The sequence below is a fragment of the Nocardia donostiensis genome (assembly GCF_002081715.1).
Classification (GTDB): domain Bacteria; phylum Actinomycetota; class Actinomycetes; order Mycobacteriales; family Mycobacteriaceae; genus Nocardia; species Nocardia donostiensis.
Map to the genome: position 1 here is coordinate 1 of NZ_MUKP01000047.1, position 21,423 is coordinate 21,423.

The 21,423-nt window shown below is 66.1% G+C and carries 23 protein-coding genes and 1 pseudogene; 11 read left to right on the forward strand and 13 right to left on the reverse strand.

What is annotated here, in order from left to right; genetic code table 11:
* The 5 genes and pseudogenes from B0T44_RS22320 to nrdF form a co-directional block, all read left to right on the forward strand.
* Positions 1–261: pseudogene (locus B0T44_RS22320) on the forward strand (DUF4162 domain-containing protein); the annotation flags it as partial.
* Positions 258–1,076 carry an ABC-2 transporter permease gene (locus B0T44_RS22325; protein WP_077115762.1) on the forward strand — a complete coding sequence of 273 codons (819 nt, stop codon included), beginning with the start codon at positions 258–260 and terminating at the stop codon, positions 1,074–1,076. The pseudogene B0T44_RS22320 and the gene B0T44_RS22325, both read left to right, overlap by 4 nt.
* A complete protein-coding gene (locus B0T44_RS22330; RefSeq protein ID WP_081512535.1) occupies positions 1,073–1,891 on the forward strand; it encodes an ABC transporter permease in 819 nt (272 codons plus the stop codon). Before B0T44_RS22325 ends, B0T44_RS22330 begins: the two co-directional genes overlap by 4 nt.
* A 57-nt stretch (positions 1,892–1,948) precedes the next feature.
* On the forward strand, positions 1,949–2,251 hold the full coding sequence (locus tag B0T44_RS27310) for a hypothetical protein (protein ID WP_077115761.1): 303 nt from the start codon (positions 1,949–1,951) through the stop codon (positions 2,249–2,251).
* 334 nt (positions 2,252–2,585) lie between these two features.
* Positions 2,586–3,548: a class 1b ribonucleoside-diphosphate reductase subunit beta gene (nrdF, locus tag B0T44_RS22340; protein WP_077115760.1), complete on the forward strand. Its 963-nt coding sequence runs from the start codon at positions 2,586–2,588 to the stop codon at positions 3,546–3,548.
* A 62-nt stretch (positions 3,549–3,610) separates the two neighbouring features.
* Here nrdF and mgtE read toward each other — a convergent pair whose 3' ends face one another.
* The 5 genes from mgtE to B0T44_RS22365 all read right to left on the reverse strand — a co-directional run bounded on the left by mgtE (position 3,611) and on the right by B0T44_RS22365 (position 9,359).
* Complete coding sequence (gene mgtE, locus B0T44_RS22345; protein WP_077115759.1) at positions 3,611–4,993, reverse strand: magnesium transporter; 1,383 nt, start codon at positions 4,991–4,993, stop codon at positions 3,611–3,613.
* A gap of 498 nt (positions 4,994–5,491) precedes the next feature.
* Positions 5,492–7,573, reverse strand: coding sequence for a class 1b ribonucleoside-diphosphate reductase subunit alpha (gene nrdE, locus B0T44_RS22350; RefSeq protein WP_245839304.1), 2,082 nt, complete (start codon positions 7,571–7,573; stop codon positions 5,492–5,494).
* Positions 7,574–7,632: 59 nt separating this feature from the next.
* Positions 7,633–8,109, reverse strand: a complete 477-nt coding sequence (nrdI, locus tag B0T44_RS22355; protein ID WP_077115757.1) for a class Ib ribonucleoside-diphosphate reductase assembly flavoprotein NrdI — start codon at positions 8,107–8,109, stop codon at positions 7,633–7,635.
* 42 nt (positions 8,110–8,151) lie between these two features.
* Positions 8,152–8,385 carry a glutaredoxin-like protein NrdH gene (nrdH, locus tag B0T44_RS22360; protein WP_077115756.1) on the reverse strand — a complete coding sequence of 78 codons (234 nt, stop codon included), beginning with the start codon at positions 8,383–8,385 and terminating at the stop codon, positions 8,152–8,154.
* A gap of 404 nt (positions 8,386–8,789) precedes the next feature.
* Entirely contained in the window at positions 8,790–9,359 is a 570-nt protein-coding gene (locus B0T44_RS22365) for an NAD(P)H-dependent oxidoreductase (protein ID WP_077115755.1), read from the reverse strand.
* Between the two features lie 84 nt (positions 9,360–9,443).
* On the opposite strand from B0T44_RS22365, the gene B0T44_RS22370 reads away from it, so the two are divergent.
* Together B0T44_RS22370 and nadE are read left to right on the forward strand one after the other, a co-directional pair.
* Positions 9,444–10,169 carry a TetR/AcrR family transcriptional regulator gene (locus tag B0T44_RS22370; protein WP_245839271.1) on the forward strand — a complete coding sequence of 242 codons (726 nt, stop codon included), beginning with the start codon at positions 9,444–9,446 and terminating at the stop codon, positions 10,167–10,169.
* Entirely contained in the window at positions 10,153–10,977 is an 825-nt protein-coding gene (gene nadE, locus B0T44_RS22375) for an NAD(+) synthase (RefSeq protein WP_077115754.1), read from the forward strand. Before B0T44_RS22370 ends, nadE begins: the two co-directional genes overlap by 17 nt.
* A 9-nt stretch (positions 10,978–10,986) precedes the next feature.
* Here nadE and B0T44_RS22380 read toward each other — a convergent pair whose 3' ends face one another.
* The 4 genes from B0T44_RS22380 to moaA form a co-directional block, all read right to left on the reverse strand.
* Entirely contained in the window at positions 10,987–12,231 is a 1,245-nt protein-coding gene (locus B0T44_RS22380) for an RNA polymerase sigma factor (RefSeq protein ID WP_077115753.1), read from the reverse strand.
* 2 nt (positions 12,232–12,233) lie between these two features.
* Positions 12,234–12,947: a YciI family protein gene (locus B0T44_RS22385; protein WP_077115752.1), complete on the reverse strand. Its 714-nt coding sequence runs from the start codon at positions 12,945–12,947 to the stop codon at positions 12,234–12,236.
* A gap of 131 nt (positions 12,948–13,078) precedes the next feature.
* Entirely contained in the window at positions 13,079–13,321 is a 243-nt protein-coding gene (locus tag B0T44_RS22390; RefSeq protein WP_077115751.1) for a MoaD/ThiS family protein, read from the reverse strand.
* A complete protein-coding gene (gene moaA / locus B0T44_RS22395; protein ID WP_245839269.1) occupies positions 13,314–14,372 on the reverse strand; it encodes a GTP 3',8-cyclase MoaA in 1,059 nt (352 codons plus the stop codon). Before moaA ends, B0T44_RS22390 begins: the two co-directional genes overlap by 8 nt.
* Before the next feature lie 171 nt (positions 14,373–14,543).
* On the opposite strand from moaA, the gene B0T44_RS22400 reads away from it, so the two are divergent.
* Genes B0T44_RS22400 through B0T44_RS22410 form a run of 3 tightly spaced genes read left to right on the forward strand, consistent with a single transcriptional unit; the run spans position 14,544 to position 17,390 of the window.
* Positions 14,544–15,764 (forward strand): molybdopterin molybdotransferase MoeA, encoded by a 1,221-nt coding sequence (locus tag B0T44_RS22400; protein WP_077115750.1) that lies wholly within the window; start codon positions 14,544–14,546, stop codon positions 15,762–15,764.
* Positions 15,761–16,951, forward strand: a complete 1,191-nt coding sequence (gene moaCB, locus B0T44_RS22405) for a bifunctional molybdenum cofactor biosynthesis protein MoaC/MoaB (RefSeq protein ID WP_077115906.1) — start codon at positions 15,761–15,763, stop codon at positions 16,949–16,951. Before B0T44_RS22400 ends, moaCB begins: the two co-directional genes overlap by 4 nt.
* Positions 16,938–17,390, forward strand: a complete 453-nt coding sequence (locus B0T44_RS22410; protein WP_077115749.1) for a molybdenum cofactor biosynthesis protein MoaE — start codon at positions 16,938–16,940, stop codon at positions 17,388–17,390. Before moaCB ends, B0T44_RS22410 begins: the two co-directional genes overlap by 14 nt.
* Before the next feature lie 5 nt (positions 17,391–17,395).
* On the opposite strand, the gene B0T44_RS22415 is transcribed toward B0T44_RS22410, so the two are convergent.
* The 4 genes from B0T44_RS22415 to B0T44_RS22430 all read right to left on the reverse strand — a co-directional run bounded on the left by B0T44_RS22415 (position 17,396) and on the right by B0T44_RS22430 (position 20,787).
* On the reverse strand, positions 17,396–17,584 hold the full coding sequence (locus tag B0T44_RS22415; RefSeq protein ID WP_077115748.1) for a hypothetical protein: 189 nt from the start codon (positions 17,582–17,584) through the stop codon (positions 17,396–17,398).
* A 276-nt stretch (positions 17,585–17,860) separates the two neighbouring features.
* Entirely contained in the window at positions 17,861–18,979 is a 1,119-nt protein-coding gene (locus B0T44_RS22420; protein ID WP_077115747.1) for a CobW family GTP-binding protein, read from the reverse strand.
* Positions 18,980–19,067: 88 nt separating this feature from the next.
* Positions 19,068–20,147, reverse strand: coding sequence for an N-acetylmuramoyl-L-alanine amidase (locus B0T44_RS22425; RefSeq protein ID WP_077115746.1), 1,080 nt, complete (start codon positions 20,145–20,147; stop codon positions 19,068–19,070).
* Positions 20,148–20,280: 133 nt separating this feature from the next.
* On the reverse strand, positions 20,281–20,787 hold the full coding sequence (locus tag B0T44_RS22430) for a sigma-70 family RNA polymerase sigma factor (protein WP_077115745.1): 507 nt from the start codon (positions 20,785–20,787) through the stop codon (positions 20,281–20,283).
* A gap of 243 nt (positions 20,788–21,030) precedes the next feature.
* Here B0T44_RS22430 and B0T44_RS22435 point away from each other — a divergent pair, with 243 nt between their 5' ends.
* Entirely contained in the window at positions 21,031–21,402 is a 372-nt protein-coding gene (locus B0T44_RS22435; protein ID WP_077115744.1) for an Rv1352/Rv1906c domain-containing protein, read from the forward strand.
* The last annotated feature ends 21 nt before the right edge of the window (positions 21,403–21,423 follow it).

Here is a 21,423-nt window from a genome sequence, read left to right on the forward strand (position 1 = left end):
ATCGCCGCCGCGCTCGGTCCCCTGCTGCCCGGCGACTACCGGATTACGCTCACCCCCGAATCGGATCGGGTCGCCATCCCCGCCCCCGAAGGAGCGAAAACCCTCGCCGAGGCGTTGCGGCGGCTCGACAGCGCCGGTGTGGAGCTGGTCGATATCGCACTGCGGCGGCCGTCGCTCGACGATGTGTTCCTCCAGCTCACCGGCCATCTGGCCACCGAGGAGCAGGAGGAGCAGTCCGCGGTAGCCGGGGTCGGCTCATGACCGCCGCGACCTGGATGACCTACACCAGGGCCGCGCCGCTGCGCCCGCAACAGTGGTGGGTGCTCACCACCCGGTTGATCATCCCGTCGGTGAAAACCGGCGAGGTGCTGACCTCGGTGCTGGCGCCCGCCACGTTCACCGCCAGCTTCTATATTCCGCTGAAAACGATCATGACCTTCGCAGGCACCGGTTTCAGCAGCTACGCCCAGTTCATGATGCCGCTGGTCATCCTGCAGGCGGCGGCGTTCACCGCAATCTCGGCCGCGTTCCGGGCCGCATCCGACGCTGTCGCCGGGCTGAATCGGCGCTTCGGTGCCATGCCGATCGGTCCGCTGGTGCCCGCGGCGGCGCGAATGTCCGGCAATGTGTTCCGGCTGCTGATCGCGCTGGCATCCGCGCTGGTCTGCGGTCATGTGATCGGGTTCCGGTTCTACCTCGGTCCCTGGCACACCCTCGGATTCCTCGCGTTCTCCCTGCTCGTCGGAATAGCGTTGACCCTGGGTGCGGATGTGATCGGCACCGTGTCCCGCAGCCCAGAAGCCACCACACAGGCGCTGGTACTGCCGCCGCTGATCTTCGGCATGCTCTCCACCGGGATCGCCCCCGCCCACCAGTTCCCGGAATGGGTGCAGCCGTTCGTGCGCAACCAGCCGGTCTCGCAGTTCGTCATCGCGTTGCGCGCACTCGCGGGCGATGCCTACCCCAACGCGGGTCAGATCAGCTGGTCGTTGCTGGGGCCGCCGCTGGCCTGGGCGATCGCCGTCCTCGCGCTCTGTGTTCCGCTATCGATCCGGCTCGGCAAGAGGAGGGCATGATGGTGCTCGCGGCCCCGCTCATCGACGGCCGGACCGGTACCGAGCGGTCTGTGTCCGGGCTGGCGCGGCATACGCTGATCCAGACTCAGCGGCTGCTGCTGCGCTGGGTCCGTAACCCGGTCACCCTGCTGGAAACGCTGATCATCCCGTGGCTGCTGCTGGTGATGCTGGAGACCGTGATCGGCGGACAGATCCGCAGGTTCACCGGCGACGACGCGCTCTACGGGTCGGTCCCGATGGTGTGCGTCGTCGGCGCCCTGTCCGGTGCGGTCGCGAGCGGGGTGCTGCTCGGCCGCGAACGCGACGCGGGCCTGCTTGCCCGCTTCTGGGTACTTCCCGTGCACCGTGCCTCCGGCCTGGCCGCTCGTATCCTCGCGGAGGGCTGCCGGATCCTCGTGGGCACCGTCACCATCGTCGCGATCGGCTATCTGCTCGGGTTCCGTTTCCACCAGGGCGTACTCGCCGCGCTGGTGTTCCTTGGCGTGCCGGTGCTGTTCGGTCTGGCGTTCGCCACCATCGTCACCGCCGTCGCCGTGTTCACCGCCAAAGCAACCCTTGTGGAGGGCATCACCATCCTCACCTCGCTGATGATGTTCTTCAGCACCGGCTTCGTGCCGCTGGCCGCCTACCCGCAGTGGGTCCAGCCTGTGGTGCGCAACCAGCCCCTGTCGGTGGCTGTCGATGCTATGCGCGGTCTCGCCTACGCAGGCCCGGTGGCGTGGCCGCTCACCCTGACCGTGCTGTGGTCGGCCGGCGCGATCGTGCTGTTCGCCATCCCGGCCGCCATCGGCTATCGCCGCGCAAGTAGGCGATGAGACTGTCCCGGATACCGCCGGGCCACTAGAACGGACCCGGCGGTATGGTCCTGCGATATGCCCGACAACAACAATCGCCTGTCACTGGAAGCGGCCATTCCGGTCGGCATGTGTTTCGGCGTTGCCCTCGGCAGCGCCCTCGGCCTCACCGTTTTCGACAACCTCGCGATCGGTATCGGTTCCGGTATGGGGATCGGGATGGCCATGGGCATCGCCTACTCCCAGTTCGGGAACACCTCTGGCAGTGATGCGGAGCCCGGCGAGGACGAGAACTCGACCGGAGCAGACACCGCCGAAAGCGACCACGGTGGAGAACGCGGGGACTCCGGCGACGCCGACGAGCAGCGCTCCGGCGATTGACGTCACGCACTGCTCGCCGACGAGGTTCTTCGGCACCCGTCCGCGTCGATGCGACCGGAATCGGTACTGCCCCACGGCGCCGACCCCGTAGCCCTTTCGGCAATCGTTCAGCTACGACCCCGTAAGACCGCCCAACCCCGGCGGGCCAAGCCACGGCCGAGTAACGCACAATGGACCCGCGAGCGGCGGATTCCGGAACACCCGACATCGGTGCCGAATACCGCCCCGACACAAAATCTTGTGTTGCACAGGACATCTACCCACAAGGGGTAGTGTCTAAGATCCTATATGTAGGCGTTCGGTGACGACAGCGCTGGAGAGGTGTGGAAGCAGCATGAAACTGATCGATCGGGTGTCGGCCATCAACTGGAATCGGGTGCCCGACGAGAAGGACGCCGAGGTCTGGGACCGGTTGACCGGCAACTTCTGGTTGCCGGAGAAGGTGCCGGTGTCCAATGACATCCCCTCGTGGAACACTCTCACCGCCGACGAGAAACAGCTGACCATGCGGGTGTTCACCGGTCTGACCCTGCTCGACACCATTCAGGGCACCGTCGGCGCGGTCAGCCTCATTCCCGACGCGCTCACCCCGCATGAAGAAGCGGTGCTCACCAATATCGCGTTCATGGAATCGGTGCACGCCAAGAGCTACAGTTCCATCTTCTCCACGCTGTGCTCCACTCGGGAGATCGACGATGCGTTTCGCTGGTCGGAGGAAAACCGCAACCTGCAGCGCAAAGCCGAGATCGTGCTCGACTACTACCGTGGCGACGAACCGCTCAAACGCAAGGTGGCCTCCACCCTGTTGGAGAGCTTCCTGTTCTACTCCGGCTTCTACCTGCCGATGCACTGGTCCTCACGCGCCAAGCTGACCAACACCGCCGATATGATCCGCCTGATCATCCGCGACGAGGCCGTGCACGGCTACTACATCGGCTACAAGTACCAGAAGGGCCTCGAGCAGGTCACCCAGGCCGAACGCGACGACCTCAAGAACTACACCTTCGAGCTGCTGCTCGAGCTCTACGACAACGAGGTCGACTACACCCAGGATCTCTACGACGAGGTCGGTCTCACCGAAGACGTCAAGAAGTTCCTGCGCTACAACGCCAACAAGGCCCTGATGAACCTCGGCTACGAGGGCCTGTTCCCCAAGGACGAAACCGAAGTCAACCCCGCCATCCTCTCGGCCCTGTCCCCCAACGCCGATGAAAACCACGACTTCTTCTCCGGCTCCGGCTCCAGCTACGTCATCGGCAAAGCGGTCAACACCGAGGACGAGGACTGGGAGTTCTGAGACAACACCACTGAGCCCGGCACGCGGATTCGGCTCCGCTGCCGGGCTCAGGTTTTGTCTGCTCAGATACCGAGGACCAGTTTCGCGGTTGTGAAGTAGATGATCAGGCCGGTGGCGTCGACCAAGGTGGTGACCATGGGGGCCGAGACCACGGCCGGGTCGATGCGCAGGCGCTTGGCGAGCAGGGGCATGGTGCCGCCGATGGTGGCGGCCCAGGCGCAGATCAGGATCAGTGTCACGCCGACAACCATCGCGATACGGGGACCGACGAACAGACCGCCGATGATCACGCCCACCACCGCGAGCATGGCGCCGAGGACGAGACCGACCCGGCATTCCCGCCAGATCACCTTGAACAGGTCGCCGCCGCGCACCTCACCGACCGCGACCGCGCGGACACAGGCGGTGGCCGCCTGCGCGCCCGCGTTACCGCCCGCGCCGATGAGCAGCGGGATGAACAAGGCCAGCTGGGCGGCCTGTTCCAGAGTGGTTTCGAAATAACCGGTGACGCTGACGGTGAGGGTCGCGGCAACCAGCAACAGCAGCAGCCACAGCGCCCGGTAGCGAGCGAGCTGGAATACCCCGGCCGCCATATAGTGACCGGTCCACGGTGCCGAACCGGCCTGTTTGGCGACATCCTCGCTGTCGGCTGCCTCGATGACTTCGACGGCGTCATCGATGGTGAGCAGGCCGACGAGCCGGTTCTCGCTGTCGACGACCGGCAGGTTGATGTCGTTGGTTTCGCGCATCAGCCGGGCGGCTTTTTCCGCCGAATCGGTGGCGCGCACGAAGATGGGTTCGGTGACGACGAGGTCGGCGACCATGCTGTCGAGGTCGCTGAGCACCAATTCCCGCAGTTCCACGATGCCGAGCAGCCTGCGTCCGCAGTCGACCACCGGCAGCGTGTACACGGTTTCGGCCTTGCCGCCCTTGGCACGCACCGCGCGCAGTGCCTCGGCGACGGTCAGGTTGCTCGGCAACGCGACGACTTCCGGCGTCATATACCGGCCGACCGAGCCCTCCGGGTAGCCGAGCAGCGCGGCGGTCATCCGCCGTTCGCGAGGGCTCAGCCCAGCAAGCGCCTTCTTCGCCACCTTGGCCGGAGCTTCGCGCAGCATGCGGGCGCGGTCGTCGGGGGCCATGCCCTCGACGAGTTCACGGAAGCTTTTCTCCCGCAGTCCCTGCAGGATCTGCTGCTGGTCGACGGGTTCGAGTTCCTCGAAAACGGCCAGCGCCAGATCTTTGTCCAGCAAGCGGAAAGCGACCCCGGCTGCCACGGCGTCCATCCGCGCGAGCTCGTCGGCGATGACATGCGGCGGGTGATTTTCCAGCCACCGTAGGGCGGCGTCGACGCGGTGGCGTTCGACGACGTCCTGCAGGGATTCGGACAGCGTCAGCGATTCGGGCTGCGCAGCGCGCGCTTCGATCAGTTCGGTCTGCGTCATGGGAGGTCCTCGGCACAGCGTCGGGTAGCGAGTGAAACGACAGGTAAGACGTCACACCGCGGGCGCTCGCCCACACCGCTGTCGCCGAAGAAGCCTGCTATCGGGAACGCGTGGGGGCGGCGCCGCGCGGCCTTCGACTAGGAGGTTCGCTGCGCATCGCAACACCACCTCCTTCTCGCTCGCCGCCGCGTTTCCTCGCGCCGGGCCTGCTCTGGGTCGCGGCACGGATTATGCCGCCGATCGTCATATCAACGCATTAGTGTGCACCATACATCCAAAACTAAAGATTTTCGCATTGGCGACTAGGTCACACGGCGTTTCGCCCGCCGGGCGTGTCCGCAACCACGCTCACCGAACAGGAACAGGTGCGGTACCAATCCGCGCCATGCCAGGCAGTTATATACGTATATACGGCCGCGGCGCCGCGGTGTAGGAGACGGGATGACCCACTCCCTACCGCGACGCCGCTGATCCGGATACGACATCGGCTGTGGTCGCTTACAGCATGCAGCTCACGCAACCTTCGACTTCGGTTCCCTCCAGAGCCATCTGGCGCAACCGGATGTAGTAGAGGGTTTTGATCCCCTTGCGCCAGGCGTAGATCTGTGCCCTGTTGAGATCGCGGGTGGTGGCGGTGTCTTTGAAGAACAGCGTCAACGACAGGCCCTGGTCCACGTGCTGGGTGGCAGCGGCATAGGTGTCGATGATCTTCTCGTAACCGATTTCGTAGGCGTCGGAGTAGTAGTCCAGGTTGTCGTTGGTCATATAGGGCGCCGGGTAGTAGACGCGCCCGATCTTGCCCTCTTTGCGGATCTCGATCTTCGACGCCACCGGGTGAATGGAGCTGGTGGAGTGGTTGATATAGGAGATCGAGCCGGTCGGCGGCACGGCCTGCAGGTTCTGGTTGTAGATACCGTATTCCTGGACGGAGGCTTTCAGCTCACGCCAGTCCTGTTGGGTGGGGATGCGCACCCCGGCATCGGCGAACAGCTGACGCACCCGATCGGTTTTCGGCTCCCACACCTGATCGGTGTACTTGTCGAAGTACTCACCGGAGGCGTACTTCGATTCCGGGAAGCCACCGAAGTAGCTGCCGCGTTCCTTCGCGAGCAGGTTCGAGGCGCGCAGCGCATGGTAGACGACGGTGTAGAAGTAGATATTGGTGAAGTCGATGCCCTCCTCGGACCCGTAGTGGATCCGCTCCCGCGCCAGATAGCCGTGCAGGTTCATCTGCCCGAGTCCGATGGCGTGCGAGGAGTTGTTGCCCTGTTCGATCGACGGCACCGAATAGATGTGGGTCTGGTCCGACACCGCGGTCAACGCCCGGATCGCCACCTCGATCGTCTGGGCGAAATCCGGTGAGTCCATCGTCTTGGCGATGTTGAGCGAACCGAGGTTGCAGGAGATGTCCTTGCCGACCTTCTTGTAGGACAGATCGTCGTTGAACTCCGACGCCGTGGAGACCTGCAGGATCTCCGAGCACAGGTTGGAGTGGGTGATCTTGCCCGCGATGGGGTTGGCCCGGTTCACCGTGTCCTCGAACATGACGTACGGATAACCGGATTCGAACTGCAATTCGGCGATGGTCTGGAAGAACTCGCGCGCCTTGATCTTCGACTTGCGGATCCGCTTGTCGTCCACCATCTCGTAGTACTTGTCGCTGACATCGATATCGGCGAACGGTTTGCCGTAGATACGCTCGACGTCATACGGCGAGAACAGGTACATGTCCTCGTTCTTCTTCGCCAGCTCGAAGGTGATGTCGGGGATCACCACGCCCAGCGAGAGCGTTTTGATGCGGATCTTCTCGTCCGCGTTCTCCCGTTTGGTGTCGAGGAACCGATAGATATCGGGGTGGTGCGCGTGCAGGTACACCGCGCCCGCGCCTTGCCGCGCGCCGAGCTGGTTGGCGTAGGAGAACGAGTCCTCCAGCAGCTTCATGATCGGGATGACACCGGAGGATTGGTTCTCGATCTTCTTGATCGGCGCACCGTGCTCACGGATGTTGGTGAGCAGCAATGCGACACCGCCGCCGCGTTTGGACAGCTGCAGCGCGGAGTTGATGGAGCGCCCGATGGACTCCATATTGTCTTCGATGCGCAGCAGGAAACAGGACACGGGCTCGCCGCGCTGCTTCTTACCTGAGTTGAGGAACGTGGGGGTGGCTGGCTGGAAACGGCCGTCGATGATCTCGTCGACGAGCTGACTCGCCAGCACCTCGTCACCGGCGGCCAGGGTCAGCGCGACCATACACACGCGGTCTTCGAACCGTTCCAGGTAACGCTTGCCGTCGAAGGTTTTGAGCGTGTACGAGGTGTAGTACTTGAACGCACCGAGGAAGGTGGGGAACCGGAACTTCTTCGCGTACGCCCGCTGGAACAGTTGCTTGATGAACGCGCGGCTGTACCGGTCGAGGACCTCGGACTCGTAGTAGTTCTCTTCGACCAGGTAGTCGAGTTTTTCGTCCAGGTTGTGGAAGAAGACCGTGTTCTGGTTGACGTGCTGTAGGAAGTACTGGCGCGCGGCCTCGCGGTCCTTGTCGAACTGGATCTCCCCGTCCGGGCCGTACAGGTTCAGCATCGCGTTGAGCGCGTGGTAGTCCAGTACCTCGCCGTCGGCCGGTCGCGGGGCCGGCTGCTCTAAGCGAGCCGTTTTTCCGCTCGGCGCTGTCGTTGTTGCTGCCAAAACAATCCCAATCCCTCTCGGACGCGTTCGACGTCCTCGGCGGTTCCCATGAGTTCGAAGCGGTACAGGTAGGGCACACCGCATTTGCGGGAGATCACCTCGCCCGCATAACAGAAGGTGTCGCCGAAGTTCGTGTTACCTGCGGCGATGACCCCGCGCAGCAGGGCGCGGTTGTGCGGGTCGTTGAGGAACTTGGCGACTTGGCGCGGGACGAATTCCTTATCGGATCGCTGGGAACCGAGAACGTGCCGACCGCCCCCGTAGGTGGGGACGATCAGCACGTACGGTTCGTCTACCCGCAGCGAGTCCGCGGTGTGCAGTGGTATCCGAGTCGCCGGGAGTCCCAGCTTCTCGACGAAACGATGCGTGTTCTCCGAGGCGCTGGAGAAGTAGACCAGCGCCGTCGTGCCGGATACCGGCTCGGCTGCCATGCCCACCTCCCCTGGCTCATCGGAACAATGGTGTGTGCGAGCTCAGGCCGCCGCGACGGTGAGCGACTTGATGCGATCGGGCCGGAAACCGGACCAGTGGACGTCTCCGGCAACGACGACCGGCGCCTGCAGGTAGCCGAGCGCCATCACATAGTCACGCGCCTCGTCGTTCTGGGAGATGTCGACCACCTGGTACTCCACCCCGGCCTTGTCGAGGGCCTTGTAGGTGGCATTGCACTGGACGCAAGCGGGCTTGGTGTACACGGTGACAGTCAATGGGTGTCCCTCTCTCCTATGCCTGATCCACAGCCGGTGATCCGTATGCAGTGCCTTGCGCCAGCACGATCCAACGTTGCTGCGCAAACTCTTGGAGCTGGCCCGAAATCCCCTGCTCGGGCCGGTCCTACCGACGCGGCGCGAGGCGATGCTCGCTGGCCGTCTTCGGTATCGAAGACACTACACCTAGTGGCCGACAGTTTCGACCAACACGAGATGTTGCGAGTCACAAAGATGAAATTCCAGGCAGGTAAGTAGCAGGACAGTCGATTCGCAACCCGCTACGGCCGTGGCCCAGATCACAATTTTGCACCACAGCTCCCTTCCAGCAAACCCAGGGGCACCGAAGCGACGAGGCCGCCCCGTCCATCGGACGGGGCGGCCTCGTCGGGTGCGCGGCAGGATCAGACAGAGCCGACCTGGGCGCGTACAGCCTCGGTCAGCTCGTGCACGGTGGCGCCGAGATCGCGCAGCGCCTCGGCGTCCTCGACCGGGCGCGTCGCAGCGAACCGCTGACCGATGGTCGCGAAATGCAGATGAGCCGTTTCGACGACCTTGCCGCCCGCGATACCGACCGCCTTGACCGCGTCGCCGTGCGCCCACTTCGCGGCGTTTCCGCTTATCGATGCGCTGACGACGGCGACGGGCTTCGCCACGATCGCGCCCGTACCGTAGGGACGCGAGAGCCAGTCGATCGCATTCTTCAGCGCGGCGGGCAGGGTGCCGTTGTATTCGGGGGTGAGCAGCAGCAGGCCATCGACCTCGGCCACGGCGTCACGCAGTGCCTGCGCGGTAGCCGGAACCGAACCCGGTACGTCGATGTCCTCGTTGTAGAAAGGAATATCGCCGATTCCTTCATGGATGGCGATCTCCACACCTTCCGGGGCGATCTGCACGGCCGCTTCGGCGAGTTGCCGGTTGACCGAGCCGGCGCGCAGGCTACCGACGAGGGCAAGGATACGGGTCTGGCTCATGACGACTCCTGGTGTACTGATAGTGGCATTTCCTTCACCCCCTGATAACCGGACCATAGTCCGATTACATTCCCCGGAGTACACGTGAGCTCTGTGAGCTACAACACTCAGCCGATGCGCCCTGCCGACGATGCCCGCACAGCATCCAGCGGCCCCGTCATCCGTCCCTCGCATGGATGCGGGCCGCCCCTGCCCGGCGTCGACGAACCCACCGAACGCGCCGACGCCGCACGCAACCGGCAACTGCTGCTCGACGCCGCCCAGCAACTGGTCCGCGAGCACGGTGTCGATGGTCTGACTATGGACGAGCTCGCAAAACGCGCCGGCGTCGGCAAAGGAACCGTGTTCCGCCGGTTCGGCAACCGCACCGGGCTCATGCTCGCGCTGCTCGATCACTCCGAGCACAAGGCCCAAGAAGCGTTCATCTTCGGGCCCCCGCCGCTGGGGCCGGGCGCGCCGCCGGTCGAACGGCTGGTCGCCTACGGACGGGCACGCCTACTCGATATCGAGGTCGAAGGCGAACTGTACCGCGCCGCCGAGATGGGCTCCCCCGATGAACGCTATTCCATGTCGCCGTACCACGTCATCAAAACTCACGTGTCGATGCTGCTGCGCGCCGCGAACACGCCCGGCGACATACCGCTGCTCGCCGACGCGCTACTGGCCACTCTCTCCGCCTCACTGGTACTACATCAACTCCGAACGCTCGGATACACCCGCGAACAGATCGGGGACAACTGGGAAGCGATCGTCCGCCGCGTCGTAGGCCCGCCCGCCAGTAGAGTGACCGGACATGGGGAACCTGCGTGAACAGATCATCACCGAACTGGGCGTGCGACCCAGCATCGAACCGAAGACCGAGGTGCGCCGCCGAGTCGACTTCCTGAAGGACTATCTACGCACCACCCCCGCAACAGGTTTCGTGCTCGGAATCAGCGGCGGCCAAGACAGCACCCTGGCCGGGCGGCTGTGCCAACTCGCCGCCGAGGAGCTACGCGCCGACGGCGTCGACGCCACCTTCGTCGCGGTACGGCTCCCCTACGGGGTGCAGTCCGACGAAGCCGACGCCAGAATCGCGATGCGGTTCATCGCACCGGACCGGTCGGTGGTAGTCAACGTCCGCCCCAGCGCCAACGCGGTCGCCGCCGAGGTGGCTTCCGCGCTGCAGGTGGACACACTGCGCGATTTCGTGCGCGGCAACATCAAAGCCCGCGAACGCATGGTCATCCAGTACGCCATCGCGGGCCAAGACGAGCTACTCGTCGTCGGCACCGACCACGCCGCAGAAGCAGTCACCGGATTCTTCACCAAATACGGTGATGGCGGCGTCGACCTCACCCCGCTCAGCGGTCTCACCAAACGCCAGGGCGCAGCGCTGCTGCAGGAACTCGGTGCCCCCGCGAGCACCTGGTCCAAGATTCCCACCGCCGATTTGGAAGACGACCGCCCCGCCCTCCCCGACGAAGAAGCTCTCGGCTTACGCTACGCCGAGATCGACGACTACCTCGAAGGCAAAGAAGTCACCGCCGAAGTCGCCGAACGCATCGAATCGACCTACCGGAAAACCCGGCACAAGCGCACCGTCCCCGTCACCCCGCTCGACACCTGGTGGCGCTGAGCGACCGGTCTATTCCGGTAGTCGGCAGGAGGCGTCCTCGACCTCCCGCAACCGCCGGGTGAGGAAGCCACGGGCCTGCTCATTGCCTGCGTGCTCCAGCGCGGCCCGATAGTGCTCGACGGCCTCGCGCGGGCGGCCCGCACGGCGGAGCAGATCGGCGCGGGTGGCAGCAACCATGTGGGTGTGCGCCAGTCGGGGGTGACCGGCGATCTCGTCGAGCGCAGCCAGACCGACATCGAACCCGTGCAGGAAACCGAGCGCGACCGCCCGGTTCACCTGGGCTGCTGGGGAATCGGTGAAGCCGAGCATTTCGTCGTAACCCGCCACTACGCTCGCCCAGTCCGTCGACGCCCAGTCCGGCGCGCTCGCGTGAGCGGCGGCGATCCGCGCCTGAGCGAGATAGGGACCGCTGCCCGCGGCGACCTCGGCGAGCAAGCGCAGCCCCACGGCGATGGTGTCCCGATCCCACCGGGAGCGGTCCTGTTCCTCGAGTGGCACTACTCGGCCGTCGGCGTCGCGACGTTGCCCGCGGCGGCTGTCGTGCAAGAGCATGAGCGCCAGCAGCGCTCGGGCCTCGGGTTCCTCGGGCAGCAGCTCACACAGCAGCCCACCGAGCCGTATCGCTTCATCACACAACTCGTCTCGTACCGCCGATGACCCCGAGGTGGCGGAGTAGCCCTCGGTGAAAACCAGGTAGACGCAGGCCAGCACGCCGGGCACACGCTCGGGCAACAGATGCGCGGGCGGCACACGCAGCGGGATGGCGGCCTGCCGGATCTTCGCCTTCACACGCGTCAAGCGTTGGGCGACAGTGTGTTCCGGTTGCAGGAAGGCACGCGCGATCTCGGCGGTGCGCAGCCCACAGACCAGGCGCAGCGTCAATGCGACCCGCGACTCGGCCGACAGCGCAGGATGACAGCAGGTGAAGATCAAACACAACTGGTCGTCGGGCACCGGTGTCACCTGCTCCAGCTCGTTCGGTGGCAGTGCGCGCATGGCCTCGTGCTCCCGATCGAGGCGAGTGGTCTCACGCCGCAGCCGGTCCAGGGCCCGATTACGGGCGGCGGTGGTGATCCATGCCCCCGGATTGTCGGGGAAACCATGCACGGGCCAGGTGCGTAACGCGTCGGCGAAGGCGTCTTGCACCGCGTCCTCAGCGGCCCCGATATCGCCCATCATCCGCGCGACGGTGGCCAGGGCCCGGCCGAACTCGGCGCGGTAAACAGCGTCGATAGTCTCGTCCGGGCCCGCCACACTCACTCCACCATGGCCACAATCGGGCGCACCTCGGTGTATCCGCGCTCGCCGAGCGGAATCTGCGCGGCGATCTCGGCGGCGGCCGCCCGGTCCGGAGCGGTGAACAGATAGAGGCCGTCGACGACCTCGGCGAACTCCGGATACGGGCCATCGGTGAGCAACAACTTCCCGTCGCGCACCCGCACCGTCGTCGCGGCCACCGGCGGGTGCAGGGCCCCGCCGCCGCGGATCGCTTCGGCGTACTTCTCGCCGAAGCGCTGATGCTCGGCCACCGCCTCATCCCATGCGTCTGTGCCCGGTTCGATCACCGCGTCGGGCGCCTCCCACAGCAGGGCCAGCCACCAGTCAGGCCCCGGATCGGCATGCCCCGACCACATCACCATGGGCCGCACCTCGACAGCGCCGCCCTCGACGGTGGGCAGCTGCCTGGCCAGTTCGATCGCGGCGTCGAGATCGGCGGCGTCGAAGACATAGAACCCGCCGACCACTTCTGCCTGCTCGGCGAACGGGCCGTCCGACACCAGCATGCGTCCGTCGGCGCGCCGAACGGTGAGCGCAGTGTCGGAGGGATACAGCGCGGCACCGCCCGCGACCGCCGCACCGGCACGTTGCTCGAATTCGGCGAACCTCGCCACCTCGGCCTCGAACTCGGCCGTGCCCGGCTGCTCGACCGAACCGTCTTCCCGATCCACCAGGGTCACCAGGTAGTGCATATCGTCATCCTTTCTCACTTCGCCCGGGGGCGGACACCCCTCGGCTATGAGGACGACGAACGGGGCCGCGGGATCTCTACATGCGCAAGAGCCGACTTCGATTTTTTCGCGCGGCGGAGACAACCGCTGGGTCAGCCGCCTGCGAAGGGCGGCAGCACGTCCACTCGGCGGCCCAACAGCGAGGACGGGTCACGGGTGAGTTCGTCGCCGATCAGGTAGGCGCACACGGTGAGCATCTTGTCCAGGTCGGGGCCGTAGGCGCCGGCGAGGGTGGTGCGCAGGTCGGCGACGGTGGCGCCGGGCGGCAGGTCGAGGGCTTCGGCGTCCTTGCCGACGGCGTCGGCGATGGCGGCGAAATAACGGATCTCAACCACCTATGGCTCCCATCGTGCGTTCGGGTGGGACGAAACCGGCGGCGTCGATACCGTGGCCTGCCCACTTGTTCCACATCGCGCCGCGCCAGATCCGCGCCAACTCGGCGTCGGCGGCGCCGGACCGTAAAGCCTGCCGCATATCGAATTCCTGATCACTGAACAGGCACGAACGCAGCATACCGTCGGCAGTGAGGCGGGTGCGGTCGCAGCTGTCGCAGAACTTCCTGGTCACCGTCGCGATAATGCCGACGGTCGCGGGGCCGCCGTCGACCAGCCATTTCTCCGCGGGCGCCGCGGGGTCGGAGCGGCCGATCGCGGTCAGGTCGTAGTGCCTGCCGAGCACGTCGAGCAGTTCCGCGGCGGTCACCATGTTCGCGCGCGCCCATTCGTGATCGGCGTCGAGCGGCATTTCCTCGATGAACCGCAGTTCGCAGCCTTCGTTCAGGCACCAGCGCAGCAGATCCGGGGCTCCGGCCAGGGTCTGGCGCATCAGCACCGCGTTCACTTTCACCGGGGCCAGCCCGGCCCGGTTCGCGGCGCGGATACCGGACAGAGTGGAGTCGAGGCGGTCGCGGCGGGTGAGCTCGGCGAAACCGGCTCGGTCCACGGTGTCCAGCGAAACGTTCACCCGGCTCAGGCCGGCATCGACCAGTCCGCGCGCTCGATGCTGCAGACCGATCCCGTTGGTGGTCATCGCGAGCGGGGTGTGCGGGACCTGCTCATGGCAGCCTGCGATGATGCGTTCCAGATCGCGGCGCATCAACGGCTCCCCACCGGTGAACCGGACCTCATGGATACCGAGTTCGCGCACCGCCAACGCGACCAGCCGGACTATCTCGTCGACGGTCAGCAGTTCGTCGCGCGGAATCGCGGGCAGACCCTCCTCGGGCATGCAGTAGGTGCAGCGCAGCGAGCACTTCTCGGTAATGGAGACACGCAGGTCGCGCGCGGTACGCCCGAATCGGTCCACCAGCAGCGGTGTTTCCGGCCTTCCCTCGAGCGAGGGGAGGCCGGACCGCACGGTGGGGAGCCCCATATCGACCAGCGTCACCCCTCCATTCTGACTTCCTCCCCTCCCCGAAGCGAGGGAGCCCCAGCCCGCGCGAGTTGGTTTCGGAGTTTCACCGCAGGCCAGCTGGAAGGCTGGGTCACCGGCTCGCGGCGGTCAGGTGAGCGCTCGTGCATGCCCATCGGGACGACCCATGCCCGTTAGGCTGAGCGCATGAGCTCCCGGCCCGCCACCGCATCGGTCCGGTCCGTGGACGAGTACCGCGACAGTATCGAACAACTGCTGCGTCCACTCGCCGCGCGTCCGGTGGAATCCGTGCCCGTTCCCGCGGCGCTGGGCAGGCAGACCGCCGATGATGTGGCCGCGCTGATCGACCTCCCGGTGTTCCGTAATTCCGCGATGGACGGCTACGCGGTGCGCGCCGAGGATGTGGCGGACACCCCGGTGACGCTGCCGCTCTCCGGAACGATCGCAGCGGGCGATCCGGGACGTGAACCGCTTGCACCCGGCACCGCGCGCAAGGTGATGACCGGCGCGCCGCTGCCGGAAGGAGCGGACTGCGTGGTCCCGGTGGAGGACACCCGGACCGAGGGTGGGGCCGTCGTCATCGAACAGTCCCGGCACCGTGGGGATTTCGTGCGTGAGCCGGGCACCGATGTGCGCGCGGGCGCACCGCTGGTGCCTGCCGGGATCACGCTGGCCCCGCGCCATATCGCGGCGCTGGCAGCGGTGGGGCTGCCGACCGTGCGGGTGTTCCAGCCGATCCAGGCGGCGATCATCACCACAGGGGACGAACTGGTCTCGGCCGGTAACGCCCTGCGACCAGGGCAGATCTACGACTCCAACGGTATCGCGCTGGCCGCGGCGCTGATCGCGAACGGGGTCGAGGTCACCGGTGTCGAGCACAGCGCCGACGATCCGGTGGTGTTCCGGCGGCTGCTGACGGCGGCTACGGAATCGGCGGATCTGGTGTTCACCTCCGGCGGCGTGTCCAAAGGCGATTTCGAGGTGGTCAAGGAGGCGCTGGCACCGTTGGGCGGCTGGTTCGGCCCGGTGGCGGTGCAGCCGGGCGGGCCGCAGGGGCTGACCGTGGTCAACGGTGTACCGGTGCTGAGCTTCCCCGGGAACCCGGTCAGCACAATGGTGTCGTTCGAGGTGTTCGCGCGCCCGATCCTGCGGCGGCTGTCCGGGCTGCCTGCGGTAGCGGTGTTCGAGGTGCCGCTGCGCGAGACGGTCCGCTCCCCCGGCGGCCGCCGCCAGTTCCTGCGCGGGCGGCTGGTCCATGCTGCCGGGCTGCCGGAATCGGTGGAGGTGGTGGCCGGTCCTGGTTCGCATCTGATCGCGAGCATGGCCGCCGCCGATGTGCTGATCGATATCCCCGCCGAGGTCACCGAGCTGGCTGAGGGCGCGACTGTGCGAGTGTGGTCACTGTGAGCGAGTTGTCGCATGTGGACTCGGACGGGCGCGCCCGCATGGTGGACGTGAGCGCCAAACCCGACACCACCCGGGTCGCTGTCGCCGCGGGCGAACTGCGCACCACCGCGGAAGTGGTGGCGCTGGTGCGTGCCGACGATATGCCCAAGGCCGATGTGCTCTCCACGGCCCGGATCGCTGGCATATCCGGTGCGAAGAAAACCTCCGAACTCATCCCGCTGTGCCATCAGCTGGCGCTGTCGTCGGTGCGGGTCGAGTTCGGGTTCACCGCGGACACGATCACCATCGAGGCGACCGCGAAAACCACGGGCCCCACCGGTGTGGAGATGGAAGCGCTCACTGCGGTCGCCGTCGCCGGTCTCACCCTGCACGATATGGTCAAAGCGGTCGACCCGGCGGCCACCATCGACGGAGTCAGGCTGCTCACCAAAGAAGGTGGAAAACACGGGTTTTGGTCCCGTCCCCGGGAGGAGCAAGAATCAGGGAACATCGCCGCAGGCACGATGACCGAATCGGCCCCCGAACCAGCGGACACGGGTGCAGTCCCCTCCGCCGCGCCCGTGAGCGGTGCAACGCAGAACGACCGAACCTCAGCAGAACAGGCGCACACTGCATCGGAGCACAGCGACAGCCCGAAGTCCGGCGGCAGCACAGTGGCGAAGGATGTTTCCCCCTCGAAGCGCGACCGCACCGGTGCGTCCCCCACCAGCCGAGCAGCAGTCGTGCTCGTCGCTTCCACTCGGGCAGCGGCGGGTACCAGAGATGACACCACCGGTCCCCGGCTCACCGAGTGGCTGACCGGTCTCGATTTCACGGTGCGCGGCCCGCTGGTCTACGCCGACGCGGATATCGCGGCCGGTCTGACCGAGGCTCTCGCTTCCGGGCCCACGCTGGTGATCACCACCGGTGGCACGGGCGCATCGCCCACCGACCACACGCCCGAAGCGACTCTGGCTGTGCTGGACCGGGAACTGCCCGGTGTGGCCGAGGAGATCCGCAGACGCGGCGCCGAGAAGTTCCCGCTGGCCGCGCTCAGTCGTGGGGTCGCGGGGCTGGCCGGCCGCACGGTGATCGTGAACCTGCCGGGCTCGCCCGGCGGAGTGAAAGACGGTATCGCGGTGCTCGAGCCGCTGCTCGAACATCTGCTCGCGCAAACGGCTGGAGGCGGCGACCATGACCACACCTGACGGTGTTTCCGCATCGGGCGCCGCGGTGCGGCTGGCCCGGATGAGCGATCAGCCGCTGGACGCGGCCGAGGTGGATCGGGCGGTAGCCGGTCCGCGTTACGGCGCGGTGGTGGTGTTCACCGGTGTGGTCCGCGACCACGACGGCGGACAGGCGGTCACGGCACTGGAGTATTCGGCCCATCCGGAGGCCGAGCGGTTCCTGCGCCGTTGCTGCGCGGAGGTGGCGGAGGCGACCGGGCTGCCGGTGGCGGCTGTGCACCGAACCGGCGGCCTGGTGGTCGGGGATCTCGCGATCGTCGCCGCGGTGGCCGCCCCGCACCGGGCCGAAGCGTTCGATGCGTGCGCCCAGCTGGTGGATCGCATCAAACACGAGGTGCCGATCTGGAAACGTCAACTGTTCGCCGACGGCATGTCCGAATGGGTCAACGCCTGCGGCTGATCGGGCTATTTCAGGAAACGGGCGGCGATCTGCCAGAACGTGTCGCTTTCGACCGAGCGGAAATCCCAGGTGTCGGCGACGGCGTGGGTTTCGGCCACGATGGCCGGGATGTCGAAGTCGTGGCGGGTGGCGGTCCCCTTGGCTTCCAGCGCGGCGATCACGTAATCGGTAGCGCTCTGCATGGTTTCGGTCACGGAACTCTCCCGTCTGTCGCGCAACGATATGACGATCGATCACGAGCAGACACCTGTAGCGCCTGTGTCGCCCGGCATGCCGCGTGCACTCGTCCGCAATGTGCACCGGCCGGTGTTCTCTCGGTTCCAGTCGGTTCTATCGTTCTACCCAACCGGCGAATAGACCAGCACCCAACGCGGCAGTGTCATAACGAATGCGGTCGTAACGAATGCGCCGAGTCTTAAGGCACTCGCCCTCGAACGAGCGGAACTGTCCGCTACATCGATGCGGTAGCGTCAGGCTTCCGAGAGGTCGGCAAACCAGGCGCTGCCCGGGTCGTCTGCCGGCTCTGCTGCGGCCTCGGTCGCCTCCCCTGCCGTCCCGGCCGAGGCAGGGTCGTAGCGCCACACGGCGAGCATCGTCTGCGGATCGAGGGGTTCGGGTCCACGGTGCACGGTCCGGCGGAGCCGCTCGAGTACGGCGTCGGTGTCCAGATGCGTACCGATCAGCACGAATTCGCCTGCCCGGTTCGCGTCGCGGTCCCAGGGCCCCGGCTCGGCGATGATATGGCGGCCGACCAGATGCACGGTGAATTTCCGGTCCTCGCCCGCGACAGCGAACGCGACGACACCTTTGGCGCGGAACAAGCCCGCGGGCGGATCCTGCAGGAAGTCGATGAACCGGCGCGGGTCCAATGCCTTCTCGCTGCGGAACGACACACTGGTGTAGTCGTCGTGCAGGTGACGATGGCCTCCGATGTGCTGGTCGTGGTCGTCGAGCAGTTCGTCGAAGCTCAGTTGTTCGCCGATATCGACCCGGCGCACGGCCTGGTCGAACAGCAGGCCGGGCTCGATTCGTCCGTGCGTGGTGGTGTAGACCGGTGCGGGACCGGCGAGGGAGGCGATCTCGTGCCGCAGCCGGGCCAGTTCCGGTTCGGTGACCCGATCGGCCTTGTTGACCACCACCAAGTCCGCCAGCTGCAGATGGGTGGCGAGTTCGGGGTGTCGTTCCCGGGATGCGGGGAACTGTTCGGCGTCGACCACCTCGACCAGGCCGCCGTAGCGGATGCGCGGATTGTCGCTGCCGACGACCATGCGGATCAGGTTGCGCGGTTCGGCGAGCCCGCTGGCCTCCACCACGATCACATCGATCCGGGCTCGCGGCTGGGCCAACGTGGTGAACAGCGCGTCGAGTTCGGTCACGTCGACCGCGCAGCAAACGCAGCCGTTACCGAGCGAGACCATGGCGTCGACCTGCCCGGCCACCAGCATGGAGTCGATATTGATCGCGCCGAAATCGTTGACGACCACCCCGATCCGCGTCCCGCGATTATCGCGCAGCAGATGATTGAGCAGTGTCGTCTTCCCCGATCCGAGGAACCCGGCCACGATCACCACAGGAATCCGCTCAGCCACCCCGCCACGCTACTGACCCGCCGCAGAGCGGGGTGAACCATGCCGAAACCACCCGCGCGGCGCCCGGGTGGTTTCGGCGGAGGAGGTGTCAGTCGGTGGGGGCGAACAGGATGCCCGCCAGCGTGTAGGCGAGGTTGATCAGTTCCGTGGTGATCGCGGTCCGGTCCATGCCGAGTGCGGCGGCGAGCGGTATCAGCAGTTTCGTCACCGCGGCGACGATCCCGCTGGAGCTGCCCGTCGGGGAACCGGGCTCCGTCGTGCGCGGCGTGGTACCGGGCAGGTCGAGGGAGTCGGGATCGGTATCGACGCGGAACGGCCGCTCGTTCGCCGGCTTGCTCGCCGGGGATCCGCCCACCGACACTGTCGCCTGGGAGCCGACAGCGGGCGGGACGCCGAGCAGATATCCGACCACGCCGGTGGTGATCGCGAGAGCGTGTTCGAGCTGACCACCGGGGCTTTCCAGCAGGGCGGCGTCCTCGCGGTTGGCGCCGTTGCCCATCTCGACGAACACATTCGGCACCCGGGTCAGCGCGGGCCCGGCGATATCGGAGCGCGTCTGCAGGCCGTTCACCACGCCCGCGTAGTTCGCCGGTGGGAATCCCGCGGCAAGGTAAGCGTCGCGAACCGCTTCGGAGGCGGCACGGCCCCCCGTGGATTGCGCGATGTTCGCGGCGGCGTCGGGGACAGGTAATTCCGGAACGATCAGGTGGAAACCCTGGTGCGCGGCGGCCGAACCGTCGGCGTGGATGCTGACCGCCACCGCCGCGCCGGATTCGTTGGCCGCCTGCGCCCGTTCGTCGATACATCCGCCCCAGCCGCTGTCATCCGAGCGGCTGAGCACGACACGCGCGCCCAGGCTTTCCAGCGCGGTCTTGACCAGCTGGGAGACTTTCCAGTTGATGGTGTGCTCGGCCACGCCGTTGACCGTGGTCATACCGGTGGTCTGGCAGTCCTTGGTTCCGCCGCGCCCGTCGCTGACCTGGCGGGACAGTTCCTGCGTATGGTTCGACCCCTGATGCCCCGGATCCAGGAAGATGGTCTTCCCGGCCAGTTTGGTGCCCATATCCGGCGCCAGGGGGGCGGCGGGGGCGGTGACACCGGTGAGCGTCATGGTGATCGCCGCGCTGGCGGCGACGCAGATTCCGGTTGTGACGATTTTCGGCTTCATGTGCGGTTGGCGTCCCGGGACGAGACGCCCCTCCTTCCACTAGTGCCCCACTAGTAACACGAAACTCAGTGGTTCACTCTTGCCACAGAAGCAATCGCCTGGCAACTTTTGTTACCGAAGTGTGACAGCAGTTTTATGCCCCGCGGGGCAGCTCCCGCAGCGACCGCAGCGCGTAATGCACCCGGGTCTTGACAGTGCCGACCGGCACACCGAACTCCTGTGCCACCTCGTGATATGCCCGATCGTGCAGGATCACCTCGACCACGGCAGCGCGTTGCGGTGCGGGCAGCCGGTCCAGCAGCTGGGCCACCAGCAGACCGTCGACCAGCCCGTCGGCGAAATCGGGCAGCGAATACCTGGCATCCCCGATCTCATGGACGTCATCCCAGCCCGTATCACCGGGACGCGCGGCACGAGATCGCGCGATATCGATCATGACGTTGCGCTCGATGGCCAGCAGCCACGTGCGCACGCTTCCCTTGCGTTCGTCGAACCGGCTGCACGCGCGCCACGCCCGCAACAAGGTCTCCTGCACCGCCTGCTCGGCAAGACCCTGATCGCCCAGCGCATGCATCGCTTTCCAATGCAGCAGGGCACGGTCCTCGGCCAGTACCGCGGCGATTCCGTCATCGGTGCACAACTTGGCGCAGCGGGTAGCGCAAGTGGATTCATGAGCGCACCGGTGTGGGCTGAGAACTTTCAGACCTTCCATACCTCGGATATCGCGGGTGCACGCGTGAGTGACATCACCTCGGCGATATCAATTGTGGTTTCGACAGAGTTTTACGAATCGCCTGCCTTTGTCACGGTGTTCTGGTAGACGTGCGCAGGTAAGTGCGGGAGTTTCCCGTATCTATATGAGCAATATCCGAGGAGTAATCGCATGCGTGCAGGCTCGCTGGTCATCGGAGCCGCCATGATGTCGGCGACGATTATGTCGGGCGGCGGTATCGCGGCAGCCCAACCCGCCGATGTCATGCCACACGACGGTGTCTATCTGGTCGGCGTCGATATCCAGCCGGGCGTCTGGGAAGCGCCGGGTACTCCTGATCCCGCGCACGGCTGTGATTGGCGGCGACTGCGGAAAGTGGAGGGCGACAACACCGACATGCGGTATGTCATCGCCAACAACTACACCCGCCAGCGCACGATCCGGGTGACGATCAAACCCACCGATGCCGCATTCACCACCAAGAACTGCGGCCCGTGGCGGCTGCTGCCCCCACCACCGCCCAGCGGTTCCTTCGGCGGCTGACCGCAGATCTACTGACCAACG

Bases quoted from the DNA above. Each gene is read 5' to 3' on its own strand.
- B0T44_RS22325 (WP_077115762.1), top strand. From the start codon at position 258: ATGACCGCCGCGACCTGGATGACCTACACCAGGGCCGCGCCGCTGCGC.
- B0T44_RS22330 (WP_081512535.1), top strand. From the start codon at position 1,073: ATGATGGTGCTCGCGGCCCCGCTCATCGACGGCCGGACCGGTACCGAG.
- B0T44_RS27310 (WP_077115761.1), top strand. From the start codon at position 1,949: ATGCCCGACAACAACAATCGCCTGTCACTGGAAGCGGCCATTCCGGTC.
- nrdF (WP_077115760.1), top strand. From the start codon at position 2,586: ATGAAACTGATCGATCGGGTGTCGGCCATCAACTGGAATCGGGTGCCC.
- mgtE (WP_077115759.1), bottom strand. From the start codon at position 4,993: ATGACGCAGACCGAACTGATCGAAGCGCGCGCTGCGCAGCCCGAATCG.
- nrdE (WP_245839304.1), bottom strand. From the start codon at position 7,573: ATGCTGAACCTGTACGGCCCGGACGGGGAGATCCAGTTCGACAAGGAC.
- nrdI (WP_077115757.1), bottom strand. From the start codon at position 8,109: ATGGCAGCCGAGCCGGTATCCGGCACGACGGCGCTGGTCTACTTCTCC.
- B0T44_RS22365 (WP_077115755.1), bottom strand. From the start codon at position 9,359: ATGAGCCAGACCCGTATCCTTGCCCTCGTCGGTAGCCTGCGCGCCGGC.
- nadE (WP_077115754.1), top strand. From the start codon at position 10,153: ATGGGGAACCTGCGTGAACAGATCATCACCGAACTGGGCGTGCGACCC.
- B0T44_RS22385 (WP_077115752.1), bottom strand. From the start codon at position 12,947: ATGCACTACCTGGTGACCCTGGTGGATCGGGAAGACGGTTCGGTCGAG.
- B0T44_RS22400 (WP_077115750.1), top strand. From the start codon at position 14,544: ATGAGCTCCCGGCCCGCCACCGCATCGGTCCGGTCCGTGGACGAGTAC.
- B0T44_RS22410 (WP_077115749.1), top strand. From the start codon at position 16,938: ATGACCACACCTGACGGTGTTTCCGCATCGGGCGCCGCGGTGCGGCTG.
- B0T44_RS22425 (WP_077115746.1), bottom strand. From the start codon at position 20,147: ATGAAGCCGAAAATCGTCACAACCGGAATCTGCGTCGCCGCCAGCGCG.
- B0T44_RS22435 (WP_077115744.1), top strand. From the start codon at position 21,031: ATGCGTGCAGGCTCGCTGGTCATCGGAGCCGCCATGATGTCGGCGACG.